Origin of the sequence: Agrobacterium sp. lyk4-40-TYG-31 (assembly GCF_030209855.1) — a bacterium.
Lineage (GTDB): Bacteria > Pseudomonadota > Alphaproteobacteria > Rhizobiales > Rhizobiaceae > Agrobacterium > Agrobacterium vaccinii.
In genome coordinates this window covers 510,247-530,321 of the sequence record NZ_JARVRE010000004.1, presented here as the reverse complement: position 1 = coordinate 530,321, position 20,075 = coordinate 510,247, and the positions used below count along the sequence as shown (strand labels likewise).

At 59.1% G+C, this 20,075-nt stretch carries 20 protein-coding genes; 11 read left to right on the top strand and 9 right to left on the bottom strand.

Translation table 11 applies throughout. The features are described 5' to 3' along the window. The first annotated feature begins 118 nt into the window (after positions 1-118). On the top strand, positions 119-388 hold the full coding sequence (locus QRN55_RS07790; protein ID WP_284776188.1) for a hypothetical protein: 270 nt from the start codon (positions 119-121) through the stop codon (positions 386-388). 93 nt (positions 389-481) lie between these two features. Then, the gene (locus tag QRN55_RS07785; protein WP_284776185.1) at positions 482-670 is read left to right on the top strand and encodes a DUF1059 domain-containing protein; all 189 of its coding nucleotides are present in this window, start codon (positions 482-484) and stop codon (positions 668-670) included. Here the strand turns inward: QRN55_RS07785 and QRN55_RS07780 are convergent. Genes QRN55_RS07780 through QRN55_RS07770 form a run of 3 tightly spaced genes read right to left on the bottom strand, consistent with a single transcriptional unit; the run spans position 661 to position 3,178 of the window. Then, positions 661-1,923 (bottom strand): CCA tRNA nucleotidyltransferase, encoded by a 1,263-nt coding sequence (locus QRN55_RS07780; RefSeq protein WP_284776183.1) that lies wholly within the window; start codon positions 1,921-1,923, stop codon positions 661-663. The genes QRN55_RS07785 and QRN55_RS07780 overlap by 10 nt on opposite strands. Continuing rightward, positions 1,920-2,558: a CoA pyrophosphatase gene (locus QRN55_RS07775; RefSeq protein ID WP_284776181.1), complete on the bottom strand. Its 639-nt coding sequence runs from the start codon at positions 2,556-2,558 to the stop codon at positions 1,920-1,922. The genes QRN55_RS07780 and QRN55_RS07775 overlap by 4 nt, the downstream gene beginning before the upstream one ends. Continuing rightward, positions 2,555-3,178: a DUF1285 domain-containing protein gene (locus tag QRN55_RS07770; RefSeq protein WP_284776179.1), complete on the bottom strand. Its 624-nt coding sequence runs from the start codon at positions 3,176-3,178 to the stop codon at positions 2,555-2,557. The genes QRN55_RS07775 and QRN55_RS07770 overlap by 4 nt, the downstream gene beginning before the upstream one ends. Before the next feature lie 178 nt (positions 3,179-3,356). On the opposite strand from QRN55_RS07770, the gene QRN55_RS07765 reads away from it, so the two are divergent. Genes QRN55_RS07765 through QRN55_RS07740 form a run of 6 tightly spaced genes read left to right on the top strand, consistent with a single transcriptional unit; the run spans position 3,357 to position 11,515 of the window. Continuing rightward, entirely contained in the window at positions 3,357-4,367 is a 1,011-nt protein-coding gene (locus tag QRN55_RS07765) for an AAA family ATPase (protein ID WP_111837821.1), read from the top strand. Positions 4,368-4,399: 32 nt separating this feature from the next. Beyond that, entirely contained in the window at positions 4,400-5,320 is a 921-nt protein-coding gene (locus QRN55_RS07760; RefSeq protein ID WP_284776177.1) for a DUF58 domain-containing protein, read from the top strand. After that, positions 5,317-8,130: a DUF4159 domain-containing protein gene (locus QRN55_RS07755; protein WP_284776175.1), complete on the top strand. Its 2,814-nt coding sequence runs from the start codon at positions 5,317-5,319 to the stop codon at positions 8,128-8,130. Before QRN55_RS07760 ends, QRN55_RS07755 begins: the two co-directional genes overlap by 4 nt. A 1-nt stretch (position 8,131) precedes the next feature. Continuing rightward, positions 8,132-10,213, top strand: a complete 2,082-nt coding sequence (locus QRN55_RS07750; protein WP_284776173.1) for a hypothetical protein — start codon at positions 8,132-8,134, stop codon at positions 10,211-10,213. Beyond that, on the top strand, positions 10,213-10,632 hold the full coding sequence (locus QRN55_RS07745; protein ID WP_284776171.1) for a GNAT family N-acetyltransferase: 420 nt from the start codon (positions 10,213-10,215) through the stop codon (positions 10,630-10,632). Before QRN55_RS07750 ends, QRN55_RS07745 begins: the two co-directional genes overlap by 1 nt. A 25-nt stretch (positions 10,633-10,657) precedes the next feature. Next, entirely contained in the window at positions 10,658-11,515 is an 858-nt protein-coding gene (locus QRN55_RS07740) for an MBL fold metallo-hydrolase (protein ID WP_284776170.1), read from the top strand. A 90-nt stretch (positions 11,516-11,605) separates the two neighbouring features. On the opposite strand, the gene QRN55_RS07735 is transcribed toward QRN55_RS07740, so the two are convergent. Next, complete coding sequence (locus QRN55_RS07735) at positions 11,606-12,169, bottom strand: GNAT family N-acetyltransferase (RefSeq protein WP_284776168.1); 564 nt, start codon at positions 12,167-12,169, stop codon at positions 11,606-11,608. Between the two features lie 292 nt (positions 12,170-12,461). Here QRN55_RS07735 and QRN55_RS07730 point away from each other — a divergent pair, with 292 nt between their 5' ends. Further along, entirely contained in the window at positions 12,462-13,454 is a 993-nt protein-coding gene (locus QRN55_RS07730; protein WP_284776166.1) for a glutathione S-transferase family protein, read from the top strand. A gap of 1 nt (position 13,455) precedes the next feature. Here QRN55_RS07730 and QRN55_RS07725 read toward each other — a convergent pair whose 3' ends face one another. Next, entirely contained in the window at positions 13,456-13,887 is a 432-nt protein-coding gene (locus tag QRN55_RS07725; RefSeq protein WP_284776620.1) for an NUDIX domain-containing protein, read from the bottom strand. Between the two features lie 195 nt (positions 13,888-14,082). Between QRN55_RS07725 and QRN55_RS07720 the strand changes: the two genes are divergently transcribed. Beyond that, positions 14,083-15,048 (top strand): metallophosphoesterase family protein, encoded by a 966-nt coding sequence (locus QRN55_RS07720; protein WP_284776619.1) that lies wholly within the window; start codon positions 14,083-14,085, stop codon positions 15,046-15,048. Between the two features lie 134 nt (positions 15,049-15,182). Here the strand turns inward: QRN55_RS07720 and QRN55_RS07715 are convergent, their stop codons facing one another. The 3 genes from QRN55_RS07715 to QRN55_RS07705 all read right to left on the bottom strand — a co-directional run bounded on the left by QRN55_RS07715 (position 15,183) and on the right by QRN55_RS07705 (position 18,823). Beyond that, complete coding sequence (locus QRN55_RS07715; RefSeq protein ID WP_284776164.1) at positions 15,183-15,473, bottom strand: GIY-YIG nuclease family protein; 291 nt, start codon at positions 15,471-15,473, stop codon at positions 15,183-15,185. Between the two features lie 148 nt (positions 15,474-15,621). Further along, positions 15,622-17,337, bottom strand: a complete 1,716-nt coding sequence (leuA, locus tag QRN55_RS07710) for a 2-isopropylmalate synthase (RefSeq protein ID WP_284776162.1) — start codon at positions 17,335-17,337, stop codon at positions 15,622-15,624. A 301-nt stretch (positions 17,338-17,638) separates the two neighbouring features. Next, entirely contained in the window at positions 17,639-18,823 is a 1,185-nt protein-coding gene (locus QRN55_RS07705; RefSeq protein WP_284776160.1) for a benzoate/H(+) symporter BenE family transporter, read from the bottom strand. A gap of 180 nt (positions 18,824-19,003) precedes the next feature. On the opposite strand from QRN55_RS07705, the gene QRN55_RS07700 reads away from it, so the two are divergent. Next, positions 19,004-19,678: a spermidine synthase gene (locus QRN55_RS07700; protein ID WP_233134992.1), complete on the top strand. Its 675-nt coding sequence runs from the start codon at positions 19,004-19,006 to the stop codon at positions 19,676-19,678. On the opposite strand, the gene QRN55_RS07695 is transcribed toward QRN55_RS07700, so the two are convergent. After that, the gene (locus tag QRN55_RS07695) at positions 19,675-20,064 is read right to left on the bottom strand and encodes a winged helix-turn-helix transcriptional regulator (protein ID WP_233134993.1); all 390 of its coding nucleotides are present in this window, start codon (positions 20,062-20,064) and stop codon (positions 19,675-19,677) included. The genes QRN55_RS07700 and QRN55_RS07695 overlap by 4 nt on opposite strands. Between the last annotated feature and the right edge of the window lie 11 nt (positions 20,065-20,075).

Here is a 20,075-nt window from a genome sequence, read left to right as displayed (position 1 = left end):
CTCACGAAAAGTTTGATGTTTGTTAGCGATTTCATGCCAAATTTAGAAAATTAGACCTTCGTAAACAACGACACCGGTGATAGTCTTTAATCCTCAGATGACTGGAGGAGCTATCATCGTGATTACTTCAAACAGCATGCCCAAATCCGCTGTCGGCACCAATAAAACCCGTGCCGTCCCGACACCTGATGTCATCGACCGTCTTGCCGCTGAAATGCGCGCGACGGGAGACCGAGAACTCCCACATTCCTTTTACGTCGAGCAGGCAAAACGCAAGCTGGCCAACGAGGCCGCCGCGAACGACGACCGCGTGAAAATCAGCCGCACGGTGCCCGCCGCTGCAACATCCTCCGTCTTCCATTGCTGGGCGCATTCCGACACGGTCTAAGGGGAACTTATCCCTGCCGCACCCGTTTGCTGAACAGCAAGGCACCGCCGCTTCAAGCCGCAGTGCCCTGCATTTTCACAATGGGAGGCAATGATGAGATTGTTCGAATGTGGAACCCTTGTGCCAGGTTGCGAATGGCACTCACGCGCAGATGAAGATGCAGAACTGGTGCGCCGTGCCGTCGAGCATCTTCGGCAGGCGCATGGCGAAACCGTCATCCGCGAAAACATGGTCGAGAACATCAAATCGCGCATTCGCGATGAAAACTTCGTTCAGGCCTGATCCCTGACGAACGTTTCAAGCCGGGCGGTCAGCGCTGCCCGGTCGAGTGAAAAGTTGAACTCGATCCATTTTTCTTCAAGCCCCGTCAAAATCTGGCCGACACGCGGTCCGGGCTCCACGCCAGCTGCCAGCACGTCTGCGCCCGTGAGCGGAAATTGCGGCTTCTGGAATTTTTCTGTTCGGGTCAGGAGTGCCGAAAGGCGGGCAATTTTCTGCATCGCGGCTTCACCTGCTGAGATATCCGCCCTCGCCGCTGCCAAAGCCAGTTTCAGTCGCAAAAGCACGCCATCAACGCCCTGTCGGTAAAGCAGACGATCAAACGCCGCATCCGCAACCGCAGGATCGATGGCGGTCGATTCGGCCCATAGCTTGAGCCGCTTGGCCTCGGCATTCGACATGCGAAGACGCGCGGTCAGTGCGCTGATCCTTTTAGCGTCGGGCGGTACAATTGCCGCAAGACGCATCAACGCGTCCGGCTCCCAGCCAAGGGCTTGCTCGGCTGCCACGAGACCGTGGATGGCGTCGATGCCCCACTTCTCGGTTTCCGGCAGCACCTGCGCCAGCACGCCGGATTGCCGCATCCACAACAGCGCCCGCGAAGGGTCTGTTGCAGACAGCAGCTTTTTCATTTCGCTCCAGACACGCTCAGCCGACAGCGTGGAGAGTTTGTCCTTGGCACGGGCGCTGGCCCGCAGACCATCGGCATCCGGGCGACCAGACCCGTAATGTGCGAAAAAGCGGAAGAAGCGCAGGACGCGCAGATAATCCTCGGCGATCCGCGTATCGGCATCGCCGATGAAGCGGACGTTGCGCTTTTCGATATCAGGCAAGCCGCCGATAAGGTCGATCACCTCACCCGAGGCATCCGCGTAAAGCGCATTGATCGTCAGGTCACGGCGCTCGGCATCTTCCTGCCAGTCGGTGCCGAAAACCACCTGCGCGTGGCGGCCATTCGTTTCCACGTCGCGGCGCAGCGTAGTGACCTCGAAGCCCTCACCATCCAGCACCAGCGTCACGGTGCCGTGCTCGAATCCGGTCGGGACAGCCTTGATTCCAGCTTGTTTGGCGCGCTCCACCACGTCCTGCGGCGGCAACGTTGTCGCTATGTCGATGTCGCCCACCGGCATGCCCATCAACGCATTACGCATGGCTCCACCCACGATCCGCGCCTCACCACCATCGGCATTCAAAAGCGCCAGTATCCGCTGTAGCGACGGTTTGGAAAACCAGTCCTGCCCGGCAATGTTGCTCATGAATAAAACCTTTCGTAGATGCTGCGCACGATGCCCGCCGTAATGCCCCAGATATAGCGTTCGCCATAGGGCATTTCGTAGAAAAACCGCTCCCTCCCCTGAAAGATGCGGCTGCCGCGCTTGTGATTGTCAGGGTTCATCAGAAACGACAGCGGCACCTCGAAAACCTCGTCCACTTCTGTGGGGTTGAGCGTGAGATCAAAGCCGGGCTTGACCACTGACAGCACCGGCTTGATGCGAAAACCCGTGCCGGAAATGTAATCCGGCAGCCGCCCAACGGTCTCGACAAAGGAGCGCGATACGCCGATTTCCTCTTCCGTTTCGCGAAGAGCGGCATCTTCCGGCGAGCGATCTTCCTTGTCTATACCGCCACCGGGAAAGGAAATCTGGCCGGAATGCTTGCGAAGTGTCGCCGTGCGCTGCGTAAAAATGACCCGCGCTTCATCGCCATAATCCACCACCGGCACCAGCACGGCGGCATCTTTCAGTCGAATACCCTCACCCGCAAATCTTATTCCGGGGTTGAGAACATGATCGCCATTGTCCCCGTCCTCCCGCTCGGCCACGCCCTCACCTTCCGAAAGAACACGATGCCGGAAATCGGCGGCGGAAAACGTCATTACATCAGATGTCATCGGGAAAGCGCATCCAGTTCATCGGCAGGCATGATGGCAAACACCCGCCCGCCAGATCGCACGGCAAACATCTCTTTGCCTTCGATTTCAATCACTTCGCCCAGCTCTACCAGATCATACATGACCGCGCGCGACACCAAAGCCTCCAGCCGACCGCGCACAAGAAGATAGGGCTTCAACTCGCTATTTTCACCGCTGATTTCGAAACGCAGCGGGTGCTCGGGCCCCACTTCCACCACATCGCCTACATTGGTACGGAAGGTAAGAAGCGGCGCACCATCTTTTTCGCCCACATTCATCTCCACCGCGATAAACGGCGCATCGACCACGCGGATGCCGACCTTTTCCACAGGTGTTACGAGATAGGTTCTGCCGTCTTCATCCTTGCGCAAAACAGTGGAAAACAGCCGCACCAGCGGCGCGCGGCCAATCGGCGTGCCCATGTAGAACCATGTGCCATCGGCGCGGATTTCCATATCCAGATCGCCACAGAACTCAGGGTTCCAGCGTTCGACGGGTGCAGGACCGCGCACCTTTTCGCCCGTCTGGTCGGCAGCGCGCGAAATCAGGGCTGCAAGCCCTGCGGCATCCGGTGCGGAATTTATCGTCTCAACCGCCATATTCGAGCCCTGCTTTGTCCATTATTGAGAGTATCGGCATGAGTAACGAGATAGTCATTCCAAGGCTGCTTGTCAGCGGGCAGGATGACAATAAGCTATAGGCAGCGCGAAATCCGTCCTGTAAGCGGTAGTAGGCTTGTTAAGACGTGACAGCGGCTTTGGTTTTGAGGAGAGCGATATGGGCATGATGAACACCAGCGAAACCCTCGACGAAAAAGCGATCATCGCTGCTGCCGAAAAGGCGCTGTCCGATATTGCGGCCATCAGGAGCGAAGTTTCCAAGGTCATCTTCGGGCAGGAGACCGTCGTTGAAAACACGCTGCTGGCCATCCTTTCCGGCGGCCATGCGCTGCTGGTCGGCGTTCCCGGTCTTGCAAAGACCAAGCTAGTGACCACCCTTGGCACCGTTCTCGGGCTCGACGCAAACCGTATTCAGTTCACGCCGGACCTCATGCCCTCGGATATTCTCGGTTCTGAAGTCATGGATCAGGATGAAAGCGGGCGACGCTCCTTCCGCTTCATCAAGGGCCCGATCTTCGGCCAGCTACTGATGGCCGACGAAATCAACCGCGCCAGCCCGCGCACGCAGTCTGCCCTGTTGCAGGCTATGCAGGAATATCACATCACGGTGGCAGGCCAGCGTTTCGATCTGCCCAAGCCTTTCCACGTTCTGGCCACCCAGAACCCGCTGGAGCAGGAAGGCACATACCCGCTGCCTGAAGCCCAGCTCGACCGCTTTCTGTTGCAAGTCGATGTCGGCTATCCCGATCTGGCCGCCGAACGCCAGATCCTGCTCGACACCACCGGAACAGCCTCCGGTGAGGCCCGCCGCATGATCGAAGGCGATCGTCTCATCGAAATCCAGACGCTGATCCGCCAGATGCCTGTCAGCGACAAGGTGGTTGACGCCATCCTCGCGCTAGTGCGTTCCGCGCGCCCCGGCCATGGCAATACACTGACGGACAAGAACGTCGCCTGGGGACCGGGCCCGCGTGCCGGTCAATCGCTGATGCTAACGGCCCGTGCGCGTGCCCTTTACGAAGGCCGTCTCGCGCCATCGCTGGACGATATCTTCGCGCTTGCCGAACCGGTTCTCGAACACCGCATGGCGCTGACATTTGCGGCCCGTGCGGAAGGCATGTCCGTGCGCGATGTCATCGCCGCCCTTGTGGAACAGGCCAAGAACTGACCGTCAGCCGTCCAATACGTTAAGGAGTGCATGTGGCATCCATCGGCCAGATCGTAGAGCAGACGCCCGGCAGTGACGTGCTGGCCCGTGCGCGCCAGCGCGCCGCTCTGGTGCCCGATTGCATGGTCGAGGCAAAGCGCATTGCCAACACCGTGACGGCGGGCTGGCATGGTCGCCGCAAGCGTGGCATCGGCGAAAACTTCTGGCAGTTCAGACCCTATGCCGATGGCGAAAGCCTGTCGCGCATCGATTGGCGCCGGTCTGCCCGTGACGATCATACCTATATCCGCGATCAGGAATGGGAAGCCGCCCACACGATCTGGCTCTGGGCCGATCTGTCTCCTTCCATGATGTTCAAATCCACCTTGGGCTCGGTCTCCAAGGAAAGCCGCGCCTTGGTGCTGATGCTCGCACTCGCTGAAATCCTGGCCCGCTCCGGCGAGCGCATCGGCTGCCCCGGCATCATGGAGCCGATTTCCGCGCGAAACTCGGCGGAAAGGCTGGCAACGGCCATCATGCATGCGCCCGCAACCACCGGCCTGCCGGATACGGCGATGATCCGTGGTTCCAGCGATCTGGTGCTGATCGGTGATTTCCTTGATGATGCCACGACCGTGATGGAGCGCCTGTCGCCGCTTGCCCGCCGTGGCCTGCGCGGCCATGTGGTTGAGATCGCCGACCCTGCAGAAGAAGTGTTTCCCTATAGCGGTCGCACCGAGTTCTCGGACCCCGAGACCGGCGAAAAGCTGACCGCCGGTCGCGCTGAAACCATTCGCGAAGATTATACCCGTGCCTATTTCGCCCGGCGTGAGGCAATGTCCTCGTCGCTTCGTCGCCTCGGCTGGAATTTCGTCTTTCACCGCACGGATCATCTGGCATCCGAAGCGCTGGTTGCCATGCACATGTATCTCTCCGGCACCCCGGCTGGCGGTGCCAACGGAGGCCGCACATGAGCGCCCTGCCCTTCGTTTTCACCAGTCCCTACATCCTGCTTGGTCTTCTCGCCCTGCCCGCCATCTGGTGGTTGCTGCGGCTGACACCGCCGCGCCCGAAGGCGGAAATCTTCCCGCCGCTGCGCATTCTAGCAACGGTTTTGAAACGCGAGGAAACGCCGTCGAAAAGCCCGTGGTGGCTGACACTGCTGCGCATGTTGCTGGCCGCAGCGGTCATTCTGGCGCTGGCCGATCCGGTCATCAACCCGCGCAACAACACGCTGGCGGGCGATGGACCACTTGTGCTCATCATCGACAATGGCTGGGCATCAGCCCCAGACTGGGAGCGCCGCGTGCGCACGGCAGAGGCCTTGATCGGCGATGCTGAACGTGCAGAGCGTCCCGTCTCGATTGCTTTCACCGCAGACCGCGATCACGACGCCGAACCGGGCACGACAGCCGCAGCCCGCGAAAAGCTCGCTGCCGCCAAGCCGCAGCCGCTGGTGCCCAACCGCGTCCGCGCCGCAGAAGCCGTTATCGAGGCCATGAACGGGACTAATCCCGGCACTCTCGCCTATGTCACCGATGGCGTCGCCACGCCTGAAGACCGGGCCGCGCTCAGCAGCCTTGCCACCATGCAGGCAGCCGAATTCCGTGTCGTAGAAGGTGATGGACAGGCCGTTACGGCGATAACAGGTGCGGAAAACGGCGCAGAAACCATGACAGTTGCTCTTTCTCGCCTTGAAACCAGCGGGCCATCGACCCTCACGGTCAGCGCACAAGATAGTCAGGGCCGGGTTCTCGCCAGCGACAGCGCCACCTTCGCGCCCGGTGCAGTCGAAACCACGGCCGTTCTCAGCGCGCCCTTCGAGCTGCGCAATGATTTCGCCCGCCTGTCCATCGACCGGCTATCGACGGCGGGCTCGGTGCATCTGCTGGATGATGGTTTCCGCCGTCGACGCGTCGCTCTTCTGGCAGGCGAGACCGGCAATGATTTCCAGCCTCTGCTTCAGCCGCTGTTCTATATCAGCCGCGCGCTCCAGCCCTATGTCGATCTGGTGCCGCAGCGACAGGCCGATCTTGCCGTCGCCATTCCAGAGTTGCTGCAATCCAATCCATCCGTCATCGTCATGGCCGATATCGGTCGCCTGCCGCAGGAAACCTACGCGCCCATCCAGCGCTGGCTTTCGCGTGGCGGTACCTTGATCCGCTTTGCCGGTCCACGCCTTGCCGCCGCACCCGCTGATGACCCGCTGGTACCTGTCACATTGCGGCAGGGTGAGCGCGCGCTCGGCGGCGCTTTGTCCTGGGCAGAACCGCAGCCGCTGGCCGATTTCCCGAATTTCGGCCCCTTCGCAGGCATGCCGAAGGCAGACGGTGTTCACATCAAGCGACAGGTTCTGGCCGAACCGACGCCCGATCTGTCGGAGCGCACATGGGCAAGCCTTGCCGATGGCACGCCATTGGTTACCACTCGCAATGTCGATGCGGGCCGCATCGTGCTGTTCCATGTCAGCGCCGAAGCCAGTTGGTCGGACTTGCCGATATCGGGGCATTTCGTGGAAATGCTGCGCCGCATCGTTCAGCTGTCGCAGGTCGGCGGCTCCTCGGCATCCGCCAATGCACCCGCAGCAGCGCTGCCGCCCTACCGTTTGTTGACCGCAACCGGATCGCTTTCGCCTGAAATCGGCACCGCCCGCCCGCTGGACGTGAAGCCCGGTCAGACACCCGCTGCCAGCTTCGATAATCCCCCCGGCCTTTATGGCACGGAATCCGGTTTCGTCGCGCTTAACCTGCTTCCGCCGAATGCGACGCTGCGTCCCATCGACACCGCGCTTGCGGGAACCGCAACCACGCGGGAAGGCCTTGTCGGCGAAGCCGCCAGATCATTACGCCCCTCCCTGTTCATCGCAGCCTTGCTGATGCTTTTTGCCGATAGCCTGATCGTTCTCTTCATGAACGGCGTCTTTTCCCGCCTGCCCCGCGCCCGCTCATCGGCAGCGGCCATGCTGCTGACATTTGCCGCTGGTCTAACGATCTTCGCACCAGACGTCGCGCGCGCCGACGACCCGAAACCCGGCGACGAGGCCATCTTCGAGCGGCTGGACACAACGCATCTGGCCTATGTCCGCACCGGCGAAGACGATGTCGACCGCATTTCCGAACAGGGCTTGCAAGGCCTGACCGAATTCATGACGTGGCGCACGACGCTGGAGCCGGGCGCACCGGTCGGGCTCGATATTTCCAGCGACGAGTTGTCCTTCTACCCCATCATCTATTGGCCGATTTCAGCCACCGCGCCGATGCCCTCCACTGCCGCGATCTCGCGGATCGATGCCTATATGCGCGCAGGCGGCACCGTGTTGTTCGACACGCGCGACCAGTTTTCGTCACTTGATGGCGGCGGCAATACCAGCGCCAATGGACAGCGCCTTCAGGAAATCCTCGCCAATGTCGATATCCCACCGCTGGAACCCGTGCCGAAAGACCATGTGCTGACACGCTCGTTCTACCTGCTCAACAATTTCCCGGGGCGCTACTCCGGCAGTCCGCTCTGGGTGGAATCGCGGCAGGATGCGGCGAAGACGACATCGGGCATCTCGTCGTCGGGTGATGGCGTGTCGCCCATCATCATCACCAGCAATGATTTTGCCGGTGCATGGGCCGTCGATGCCAATGGCGCACCGGTGCTGCCCACCGTGCCGCCGGACGAGGTGCAGCGCGAACATGCGTTCCGCTCCGGCGTCAACATCATGATGTATATGCTGACCGGCAACTACAAGGCCGATCAGGTGCATGTGCCCGATATCCTCCAGCGGTTGGGGCAATGATATGACACTGACTTTCGCTCCGTTCCTGCCATGGATTGTCATCGCCATCATGGCTATCGCCGCCTTCGTGCTGGCCATTATCGGCTTGTGGCGCGGGGTACGTGGCGCATGGCTGCGCGGGCTGGCGCTTGCCGCCTTGTTGCTCGCGATCTCCAATCCGCTTCTGACCAATGAGGAGCGAGACCCACTTTCGACCATCGTGCCCGTCATCGTTGACCGCTCGCAAAGCCAGGACGTACAGCAGCGCCCTGAACAAACGGAGCAGGCGCTGGCGACGCTGAAAGAACGTCTCGCGCGCTTCCCGCGCATCGAACCGCGCTTCGTGGATGTCAAGAACGATCCCAACAGCGATGCCCCGGCGACCAATCTGTTCTCGGCACTCGCCGCTGCGGTCTCGGACGTTTCGCCATCCCGCGTTGGCGGTGCGATCCTCCTCAGCGATGGGCAGATCCACGACATTCCGAACGTCACGCCCAATATCGAGCAAACGCTGGGCTTCAAGGCTCCCATTCACGGCCTGATCACCGGGCGGGCCGATGAGTTCGACCGGCGCATCGAAGTGGTGCGCGCGCCGCGCTTCGGCATCGTCAACGAGCAGCAGGAACTGACGCTGCGAGTCTTCGATGACGGTCGCGCACAGGGCGGCCAGGCGGAAGTGACCGTGAAGATGAATGGCGAGGAAATCGCTACGCTCGAAGCGACGCCCGGCCAGCCCCTGCCCTTCAGTTTCAAGGTTCCGCGCGGCGGCAACAATGTCATGGAATTTTCCGTGGCGGAGCTTCCCGGTGAAGTCACCACCAGCAACAACCGCGCCGTCCACGTCATCGAAGGCATCCGCCAGAACCTGCGTGTTCTCCTGGTGTCCGGTGAACCGCACGCAGGCGAACGCGCATGGCGCAACCTGCTGAAATCCGACACCTCCGTCGATCTCGTCCACTTCACCATTCTGCGTCCGCCGGAAAAGCAGGATGGCACGCCGATCAACGAGTTATCGCTGATTGCTTTCCCGACGCGCGAGCTGTTCGTCGAGAAGATCGAGGACTTTGACCTCATCATCTTCGACCGCTACCAGCACCGCGGCGTGCTGCCGATCCTCTATTATGATTATATCGCCCAATATGTCGAAAAGGGCGGCGCGCTGCTGATTGCCGCCGGGCCCGAACATGCAGGGCAGGATTCCATCGCCATGACGCCGCTTGCCTCGGTGCTGCCAGCGCAGCCCACCGGCGAGATGCATCAGGCAGCTTTTTATCCACGCCTGTCAGAAGCTGGTAAGAAGCACCCCGTCACACGCGGTCTGGAAGGCTCCGCCGAAGAACCACCGCAGTGGGGCCGCTGGTTCCGCACCGTCGGTGTCGAGCAACCGCAGGGCCAGACCGTGATGCTGGGAGATGGTCAGGACCCGCTGCTGGTGCTGAACCGCCAGGGCGAAGGCCGTGTTGCCATGCTGCTGTCCGATCAGGGCTGGCTGTGGGCACGCGGCTTCGAAGGCGGTGGCCCGCATGTCGGTCTCTACCGTCGCATCGCCCATTGGCTGATGAAAGAGCCCGAGCTTGAAGAAGAAGCGCTGACAGCCCGCGCCAATGGCCGCACGCTGGAAATCACCCGCCAGACAATCGGCGATAATCCCGGCGATGCCACGGTCAAATTCCCCACCGGCAAGACTGAGACGATGGCGTTTACGCAGGCAGAACCCGGTCTCTACAAGATCGAACGCCGCATGGACGAAACAGGCCTCTACGAAATCACCAACGGTGATTTTACCACGCTGGTGCATGTCGGCGCTGTTGATGCACCTGAGTTCAAGGCGATGATCTCGACCACGCAAGCCTTGCAGCCGCTGGTCGATGCCACGAAAGGCAGCATCCACCGTGTCGTCAACGACAACGACCGCGTCGCGCTGCCGGATATCCTGCCCGTGCGTGGTGATGTGCGCGTAGCGGATAATGACCGCATGCTCATCCGCCTGACGGATGAAACCGTGCTGAAAGGCGTCAACACATTGCCGCTCTTCGCCGGTTTTGCAGGCCTTGCCGCCCTTCTGCTTGCCTTCTCCGCGCTTTGGTGGCGTGAAGGGCGCTGATGGAACCGCGTATTGCAATCAGTGATTCCGACAAGGAAAGCGACGCGGCCATTCTCGCGGGCCTGAAAGCCTACAATACCGAACGGTTTGGCCAAAGCGACTGGCGGGGACTTGTCATATCGTTACGTGATGACGATGATAACATCATCGGCGGGCTGAGCGGCCACACGGCGCGCGGCTGGCTTTACACCTCGCTGCTCTTCATTTCGGAAGAAATGAGGGGCAAAGGTCTTGGACCAAAACTTCTCGATCTTGCTGAAAAAGAAGCCCTTAAAAGAGGGTGCCGAGGCGCTTATATCGATACGATGAATACAGACGCTTTGCGCGTTTATCAAAAATGCGGCTACGCGATTTTCGGCCAAATCGAAGATTTTGGCAACTCGCATACTATGACCTATCTCAAAAAATCATTTTCATAAATAATAGCTTACGGAAAAACTCTCCATGACAGACAGCAGTTCTTTTGAACCTTTCACGTTCTCGCTGGGCAAGGCCCGCATCACTGCATTGTCCGACGGTATCCTCACGGCACCCATTGGTAGCCTCTACCGCCTGGGATCCGACCAGCCCACGCCTGAAAAATTTCCAGACGCTCCGGCTGAGCTGTCAGTCAATGCATTTCTGGTGGAAACGGACGACAGGAAGACCATGATCGATGCCGGGTCCGGTGCGCTCTATGGGCAGGCACTTGGCAAACTGAGAGCAGCGCTGGAAACCTTGGGCGTGTCACCAGATGACATCGATGACGTTATTCTTACCCATATCCATGCCGATCACACCGGCGGTTTGATCGCGGACGGCAAGGCCGTTATCAAGAATGCCACGCTGCATATTGGCAAGACGGAAGCCGCTTTCTGGCTCGCGGACGGCGCTGCCGACGCGCCTCATGCCACGGAGAAGGTCAAGGGCCAGATCGCCCGCGCGCACGACACGATTGATCCATATGGAGCAGAAAATCGCGTCGAACTGTTTGAGGACAATGGTGATATTCTACCCGGTTTCAGCGCAACTTTGCGCGCAGGCCACACGCCGGGCCACCTTGCCGTCCGGTTTGAGAACAACGGCGAAACCATCGTGTTCGTTGGCGATATCGTCCATGGCAACCGCGTGCAGTTCGACAATACGGCAGTGACGATCGATTTCGATCATGATCAGCCAACAGCTGCAACCACGCGCGCTGCTGCTTTCCAACAGGCCGCCGACGAAGGCTATCTTATCGCGGCAGCACACCTGCCCTTCCCCGGCGTTGGCAATATCAGCCGCAACGGTGAGCAATATCGCTTCGACGCCTATAAGAAATAGCGAAGAACGCGGCGGCGCGTGTAAGCGCCGCCGCATCTGAACGTACTCTCAAATTGCTAGTATCGACGCAAAGAGCTGAGTTTCACGCTATCATGCCGTGGCGCGAAGAGGCTCCACAGCAGCTTCTTCATCGAGAAATGCGATGGATTCGTTACAGTTCCGCCACGCAATCGTGCCCTTCAACCGCTGATGCGTGTCAGCCGCCAACGGCACGACAAGCACGCGGTTCATATCGACAGGGCCGGGGAAATCCAGCGCCGCATAGGCCACCTTTTCGAAACCCAGCGGCATGTAGTACGGCGGGTCGCCGATGAGGATGACGCCTTCCGAACCCTTGCGTCTGGCGGCAGCAATGGCGATCCGCACCAGTTCACGACCTATGCCCATGTTCTTGTGCGAAGGCCGCACGGCGAGAGGGCCGAGCATGTGCCCCTTCACGCCGCCAGCCAGAACCGGCGTCATGCGGACCGAGGCAATTGTCTCGCCATCGTCTGCGCAGATATAGGAAATCGAGCGGTCGTGCGGGCCCTGCTCGCGGATGCGGGCTGCGGCGCGGGTGTGCCGACCGGGGCCGAAGGCTTCTGCATTGATGAGTTCGATAACGGCGTCGTGAGACGCGTCTTCGGTGAGGTAGACCAGTTCGTGCTTGGACATGAAGGGACCGGAACGTTAAAATACGGATAGGACGATGTGACGGCTGCGCCGGTTAGGGCGTTCGAAGCGTCAGCGTCGTCGGAGCATCCGTGTTGCGGTCATAAAGCAGAATTCCCTCAGAATTGTGATAAACGCGGATATCAGGAAAATTCCGACGCGTCCAGAACAAATACAACCCTCAGCCATTCAATGATGCGAGTGTGATACGAACGCACTGTTCACGTCCCCAGGGGTTCACTTCCCGCAAAGCCATGCCTTACAGTGCATGCAACAACATGAAGGAGAGAGCGCGATGGGTATGCTGGTTGAGGGTGTCTGGAAAGACGTCTGGTACGACACCAAGGAGACCAAGGGCCACTTCAAACGTAGCGCCTCGCAGTTTCGCAACTGGCTGACATCAGATGGCGCGCCCGGCCCCTCCGGCAAGGGCGGATTCAAGGCTGAGAAGGACCGCTATCACCTCTATGTATCGCTCGCCTGCCCCTGGGCACACCGCACGCTGATCTTCCGCAAGCTGAAGAAGCTTGAGGACTTCATTTCCGTTTCAGTGGTTGATCCGCTGATGCTGGAAAACGGCTGGGAGTTCAAACCAGCAGATGAACGCACACCCGGTGCGACCGAAGACCATCTCTTCGGCGCTTCCGCCATGTGGCAGGTCTACACCAAGGCAGATCCGAACTATTCTGGGCGCGTGACTGTGCCTGTGCTGTGGGACAAACGGCAGAACACCATCGTCTCGAATGAATCGGCTGATATCATCCGCATGTTCAACGGCGCTTTCAACGACCTGGCGGGATCGACAAGCGATTACTACCCGGAAGCCCTGCGTGCAGAGATCGATCCCCTCAACGATCTGATCTACGACACCGTCAACAACGGCGTCTACAAGGCAGGCTTTGCCACCACGCAGGAGGCCTATGAGGAAAGCGCCGTCAAGATTTTCGAGACGCTGGACATGCTAGAAAAGCGCCTGGCCGATAAGCGTTTCCTGCTCGGCTCGCAGCAGACCGAGGCAGATTGGCGACTGTTCACCACGCTCGTGAGATTCGACCCTGTCTATGTCGGCCACTTCAAATGCAACATCCGCCGCATCCATGATTGCCCCAATCTGACGGGATATCTGCGCGATCTCTACCAGACATCAGGCGTTCCCGAGACCGTGGATATGCGCCACATCAAGGAGCATTATTACCGCAGCCACAAGACCATCAACCCGACAGGCATCGTGCCCGTAGGTCCCGAGCTCGATCTGGACAGAGCCCATGATCGAGACCGTTTGGGTTGAACTACCAGTAATCATCCGGGTGCACGTCACCCGCCAACTCGGCAAGCCTCCTGCGAGTTGCAGGCGTCGTGCCATCAGGCAGAGCATCAAGTGGGAAAAACCCGCTGTCGCTGATTTCGCGGTCAGGCACCTTCGGGGCGGTTTGCGTCACCTCGAGGCGGTAAAACAGCACATGGTCACGGTTGCTGGTGCGGTTGTTGAAATAGACATGAAAAAGCTGCGGCGTGGACGTTGCAACAAGGTTGCCCTCCTCGCGGATTTCCTTGTGCAGCGCCTGTAATCCGGTTTCGCCGCGCTCTATGCCACCACCCGGCATATGCCAGCCCGAGATATACGTATGCGAGACCAGAAACACACGACCCTGATCATCGAAACAGGCGCCACGAACGCCCATCGTCATCCCACGGCTGAGAAAGAAGAACGCGTGAAGCATGCGTTTGGCAATATTCCGAAGCAAGCGCCGGAACCCTTCACCCCGCCCAAGGTTTTCACTCACGTCTCAACTCTCCGTCAACTGGTACCGAATAAACCAGATACTGCTTCACACTTTGGCGTCCAGCGCTTATCCCTTTGAAAAATCGAGGTTTCGCATTGTACGCTCCAACATGGATAGATTATGTCTGAACGCATGTTCAAACTCGCCCACATCTCCGATATCCATCTCGGCCCGCTGCCCAAACTCACCTTTCGGGAGCTCGCATCCAAGCGCATCCTCGGCTTTGTGAACTGGCGCCTCAATCGCCGCAAGCATCTTTTCAGCGATACGCTGGAAAAGGTGGTGGACGATATGGAAAGCAAGACGCCTGATCATATCGCGATTACCGGCGATCTGGTCAATCTGGCAACCGGCATTGAAATCCGCGCCGCCGCCGACTGGCTGGAAGAGGTGGGCGATCCGCTGAAGGTTTCGGTCGTTCCCGGCAACCACGATGCCTATGTCCCCGGCGCGCACGACAAGGCCATGGCCGCTTGGTACCCCTTCGTGCGCGGCGATGGTGACAAGGAAAACTGGGACGAAGACCGAAAGATATTTCCTTACATGCGTGTGCGCGGACCGGTGGCCATGATCGGCTGCTCGACCTCCATCGCCACCCCACCCTTTTCCGCAACAGGATATTTTGGGCGTAGACAAGCGCGCGCCACTGCCGAATTGCTGAAAAAAGCGGGCGAAATGGGCCTGTTCCGCGTGGTGATGATCCACCACCCCCCTATTCGCGGTGCTGCCTCCACCCACAAACGCATGATCGGTATCCGCCGCTTCGCCGCCGCCATCGGCACCGGAGGTGCCGAACTCGTGCTTCATGGCCACACACACCTCAACACCGTCTACTGGCTGAACACCCACCGTGGCCGCGACCACACCCCCGTCGTCGGCATCGCCTCCGCCTCGCAAGGCCCTGGCGGCGAAAAACCCCGCGCCGGATACAATCTCTTCCAAATAGACGGCGGCCCCGGCACATGGAACGTGACCTGCGAACGCTACGGTCTGAACGAAAAGGCCACCGGCATAGAACTGGAAGATGTGCGGGTGTTTTACACCAACGGCAGACCGCTGGGCTTCAGCAACCCGGTGGAACAGGGGGATGATGAGTAGAGGAAAACTCTCCCTCATTCCTGTGCTTGTCACAGGAATCCAGTAGCCATGCGTCTGCATGGCGGAAGGAATCCTCTTCACTCAGCAGATTTTGAGCAATTTATTCTTAGCCACATGAGCCTTTATTGGCGAAATCATATACCGTGCAGGTAGTGGGAAATGTCGTGCCACTCAGGATTAGCGTCATCAATAAGGTTCAGTTTCCACTGGCGTGGCCATTTCTTAATCTTTTTTGCGCGTGTGATTGCACTCGTCAATAGATCATATTCTTCAAACCAAACCAGCGTTTTAACACCATATATTGAGCTAAAGCCGGGCGTCAGTTCATTTTGATGCTCAAAAAGCCTATGGGATAAATTCTTTGTCACGCCAGTATAAAGCGTGCCATTGCGTTTCGATGCAAGAATATAAACGTAGCCCTTCATGCATCGACGATGCACAATTACTGATTGCATTTCAATAAAATTACTGAGACTTCCGCCCAAAAAGTTGGGCGGAAATATCTCTCTGCCGCGCAGACGCGCGGCAACTGGATTCCTGTGACAAGCACAGGAATGAGGAGGTGGGAGAAAGCTAGGAGACTCTTCCCCGCTGCTCCAAAACCCGGTTCGCAGCAGACACAATCGCCTCCAGCGAAGCAGCCACAATGTTCGTATTGATCCCCGCACCAAACAGCTTGCCGCCGGGATGCTCCATCTCGACATAGGCAATAGCCGAGGCGTTAGAGCCGTGTTGCAGGGAGTGCTCGGAGTAGTCATTCACCGACAGGTCAATGCCGAGGCAAGTCGACAACGCATTTATGAAGCCATCGATAGGGCCAGTGCCCTTGCCCTCGATACGCTTGATCTCACCATTGTCGGTAATTTCCGCCGCGACAACGCGCACGCCCTTATAATCACCCGCAGGATAGGTGTGGTGATCGACGAATTTGAGACGTGCATTCGGCTGCGTCACGTATTGCGCGATGAAGTGCTCGTAGATACGCTTGGCTGGCAGCTCTACGCCTTCTTCGTCGGTAATACGCTGGATTTCCTCGCGGAATTCCACCTGCAGATTGCGCGGCAGGTTGATGCCGTAATCCTGCTGGAGAATATAGGCGATGCCGCCCTTGCCGGACTGCGAGTTGATGCGAATAATCGCCTCGTAGGAGCGACCGACATCCTTAGGATCGATGGGCAGATAAGGCACTTCCCACACCGGATGGTTGGCAACCTTGATCGCCTTCATGCCCTTGTTGATCGCATCCTGATGCGAGCCGGAAAAGGCCGTGTAGACCAGTTCACCCACATAGGGGTGGCGCTCGGGGATCGTCATCTCGTTGGAGTATTCATAAACGGACTTGATGTGTTCGATATCGCGGCAATTGAGTTCAGGATCGACGCCCTGCGTGTACATGTTCAAGGCCAGCGTCACGACATCGACGTTCCCCGTGCGTTCGCCATTACCAAACAATGTGCCTTCCACGCGATCAGCCCCTGCCATCAGGCCCAGTTCGGTTGCGGCGATGCCGGTGCCACGGTCATTGTGCGGATGCAGCGAGATGATGACGTTTTCACGGTTGTCGATATTGCGGCACATCCATTCGATCTGGTCGGCATAGATGTTCGGCGTCGCCATCTCAACGGTCGAAGGCAGGTTGAGGATCAGCTTGTTCTCAGCCGTCGGCTTCACCACCTCGACGACCGCGTTGCAGATTTCCAACGCCACTTCCAGCTCCGTGCCGGTGAAGCTCTCCGGCGAATACTCGAAGCGATAACCGCCACCGGCCTTGGCGGCCATATCGGTGATCATCTTGGCCGCATCGACGGCGATCTGCTTGATACCGGGCACGTCCTTCGCAAACACCACGCGGCGCTGCAATTCAGAGGTGGAATTGTAGAAGTGAATGATCGGGTTTTTGGCACCTTCCAGCGATTCGAAGGTGCGCGTGATCAGTTCCGGGCGGCACTGCACCAGCACCTGCAAGGAGACATCTTCCGGCACACCGCCCTGCTCCACACACCAGCGGGCAAAGTCGAAATCCGTCTGTGAAGCGGATGGAAAACCGATTTCGATTTCCTTGAAACCCATTTCCAGCAGCAGCTTGAACATGCGTGCCTTGCGATCATGACCCATAGGGTTGACCAGCGACTGGTTACCGTCGCGCAAATCCACCGAACACCAGATCGGCGCCTTGTCGATGGTTTTCGAGGGCCAGGTGCGGTCCTTGATGTCGATGACCGGGTACGGGCGATACTTCACGTTCGCGTCCGGCATGCCCTTGGAAATATGAGAGGTCTTGGCGTCCATAATCTTGCTCCTTCCACGCATCGCGGCTTAAAAAGCCTTGGCAGATGCGCGCCCAAACGGGCCTTAAATCCAGTATAAAGTGAGATTTCGAGTTGAGGAGCATTGGCACCAGCGGGCTTTCGGCCGCCGGGCGCTCCTCACTGGACCCGGCAACCGCGTGTAAGGTCGAAGCTAAGAAGCGAGAGTGCACCGCATGGGCTGGCCTTCGCAGAAATCTGCGCGGTCATGCCAAAAATGGTTGCGGTGCGAATGGTCATAGCAAATCTTATAAGCGGCGTTTTTTTGGGTTGCAAGGGCATCTTCAATTTTTCACGCGTTTCACAAAGCCCGTCAGCGCCAACATCAAACCACCACCAAGCAAACCCCAGAAAGCGCCGGAGATTCCGCCGAATGACAGGCCCGACGCGGTGATGAGGAATGTGATGGCTGCGGCTTCGCGGGTTTCTGGGTCTTTGAAGGCAGCGACAGCAGAGCCGGAGAAGGCACCGACCAATGCCAGACCTGCAACCGCCTGAATGAGAATGGGCGGGGCCAACGCCACGAAGGCCGTGACCACGCCTGCCAGAAGGCCAAAGATCACGTAGCCTACGCCGCTGACGATGACCGCCCAGTAGCGGCGCTTGGGGTCTGGGTGAGCATCTTCACCTGCGCACATGGCGGCAGTGATCGCGGCGAGGTTGACGGCGTGGCCGCCGAAGGGAGCGGCGAGTAGCGAGAATATGCCAGTCGTTGCGAACAATTGGCCCGGCTGAGGGTCGTAGTTGTTGACTTTCAGCACGGCGATCCCGGGAATATTCTGCGAGGCCATGGTGACGATAAACAGCGGCAGCGCGATGGAGATCAAGGCTTGCAGGTTGAACACCGGCATGACGAATTCCATCGGCGGAACAAGCGATTGAGCAATGCTGTCCAAGGCCCCTGCGGAAATATCGACGCCGAAGATCATGACCAGTACGAAGGCGGCAAGGGCTGCGGGCACGGCAAACAGGCGCTTGAACGCACCGACGACGATCCAAGCAAGAATGATCGGCAGACCGAGCGCTGGATTGAAACCGATGGCCTTGATGGGCGCAAAACACAGGCCGATGATGACGCCCGCCAGCATGGCGTTGGCCAGCGGCGTGGGAATGGATGCCACGGCCCGCCCCAGCGGTTTGAACAGACCGGCGATGATGATCAGCACCGCGCAGATGATGAAGGCACCCACGGCTGCGGAAAACCCACCTTCGATCACCCCCGTCGTCGCCAGCAGCGCGCCGCCTGGCGTGGACCATGCAATGCTGATCGGAAGTCGTGTCATCGCCGAGAGAACAATGGCGCAGAGGCCGACGGACACCGACAGCGCCATCAGCCCGGATGCCGCCTCGAAATCCGTAGCTCCGACGCCCTTCAGCCCTTGCAGCACCACGGCAAATGAACTGGCAAAGCCGACGAAAGCCGTCAGCAGGCCCATGAACAGGCTTTGGAGGGAGAATTCTTTTAACATAGTTGGGCTCTGGCAAGGAGAAAGGGGTATCATCATTCCAGATCAAAAAATGCCGGTGCTGGCAAGGTTGGTTTCAGTCAAGAAAGTACTCGCGCCTGACTTGTGCAAGGTCTGCACCCTGCCCTGTTGTTCTCGCCATCCCGCACGTGTAAACCGCAGCATCAAACAGCGAGATATCAAATGCTTCCTTGGATAGAACTGGACCGTGCGGCCATTCCCGGCGATGGCACCGAACTGCGCCTGAAGCAGCGCGGCCAGGAATTTTCCATCATGCTCGGTTCAAACGAGTTGATGAACAGCCGCTTGAGCGGCTCGGAAGAAGCCTTGGCGACACTCTCCTGCGAACGCATTGCGGGTCGCGCCAATCAGAGCATGTTGATCGGCGGGCTTGGCATGGGCTTCACCCTGCGCGCAGCCCTCGGCGCTCTGCCTTCAGATGCCCATGTGACCGTCGCTGAATTGGTGCCAGCGGTCGTGGAGTGGGCGCGCGGGCCGATGGCGGAGTTGCATAAAGGTACGCTGGATGATGCGCGCGTCGATATTCATGTTGGTGATGTCGGCGCGCTCATCCGCTCGAAAAAGGCCGCCTATGACGCCATCCTTCTGGATGTCGATAATGGACCGGATGGCCTGTCGCGGCCTTCGAATGATAGTCTTTACGATAGAGAAGGGCTGGAAGCCGCCAGAGGTGCGTTGCGCCCGAAAGGCATCCTCGCGGTCTGGTCTTCAGGCCCGGATGCTGCTTTCACGCGCCGTTTGCGGCAGGCCGGTTTCGCGACGGATGAGGTCAGCGTTCGTGCCAATGGCAAACGCGGCGGCGCGCGCCATACGCTGTGGTTGGCATCCAAGGTTTAGGAGCCAGTCTGCCGCCTTGAGGTCGAGCGTTCGCCAAGAGCATCCAGCGCATCGGCATTGTCCCTTCCCCAGGCATAGAGCATCTCTACCGGCTCGATGAACCTGTTTCCCAGCGGCGTCAGGCGATACTCCACGGCGGGCGGTCTCGTTTCAAAGACATGGCGGGTAATCAGCCCGGTGCTTTCCATTTCCCGCAGCGTCTGCGTCAGCATCTTCTTGGAAATGCCCGGCAGGCTGCGTTCCAGCACGCCGGTGCGCGCTGAACCATCATGGAGCTTGTGCAGCGCATGCAGAATCATGCTCGTCCATTTGGTCGAGAAGAGTTCGAGCACACGTCTGGGCGCGCAATCCTCACGCCATTCTGCTTCATGGCTTCCCGGCTTCATCGTGGTCACCC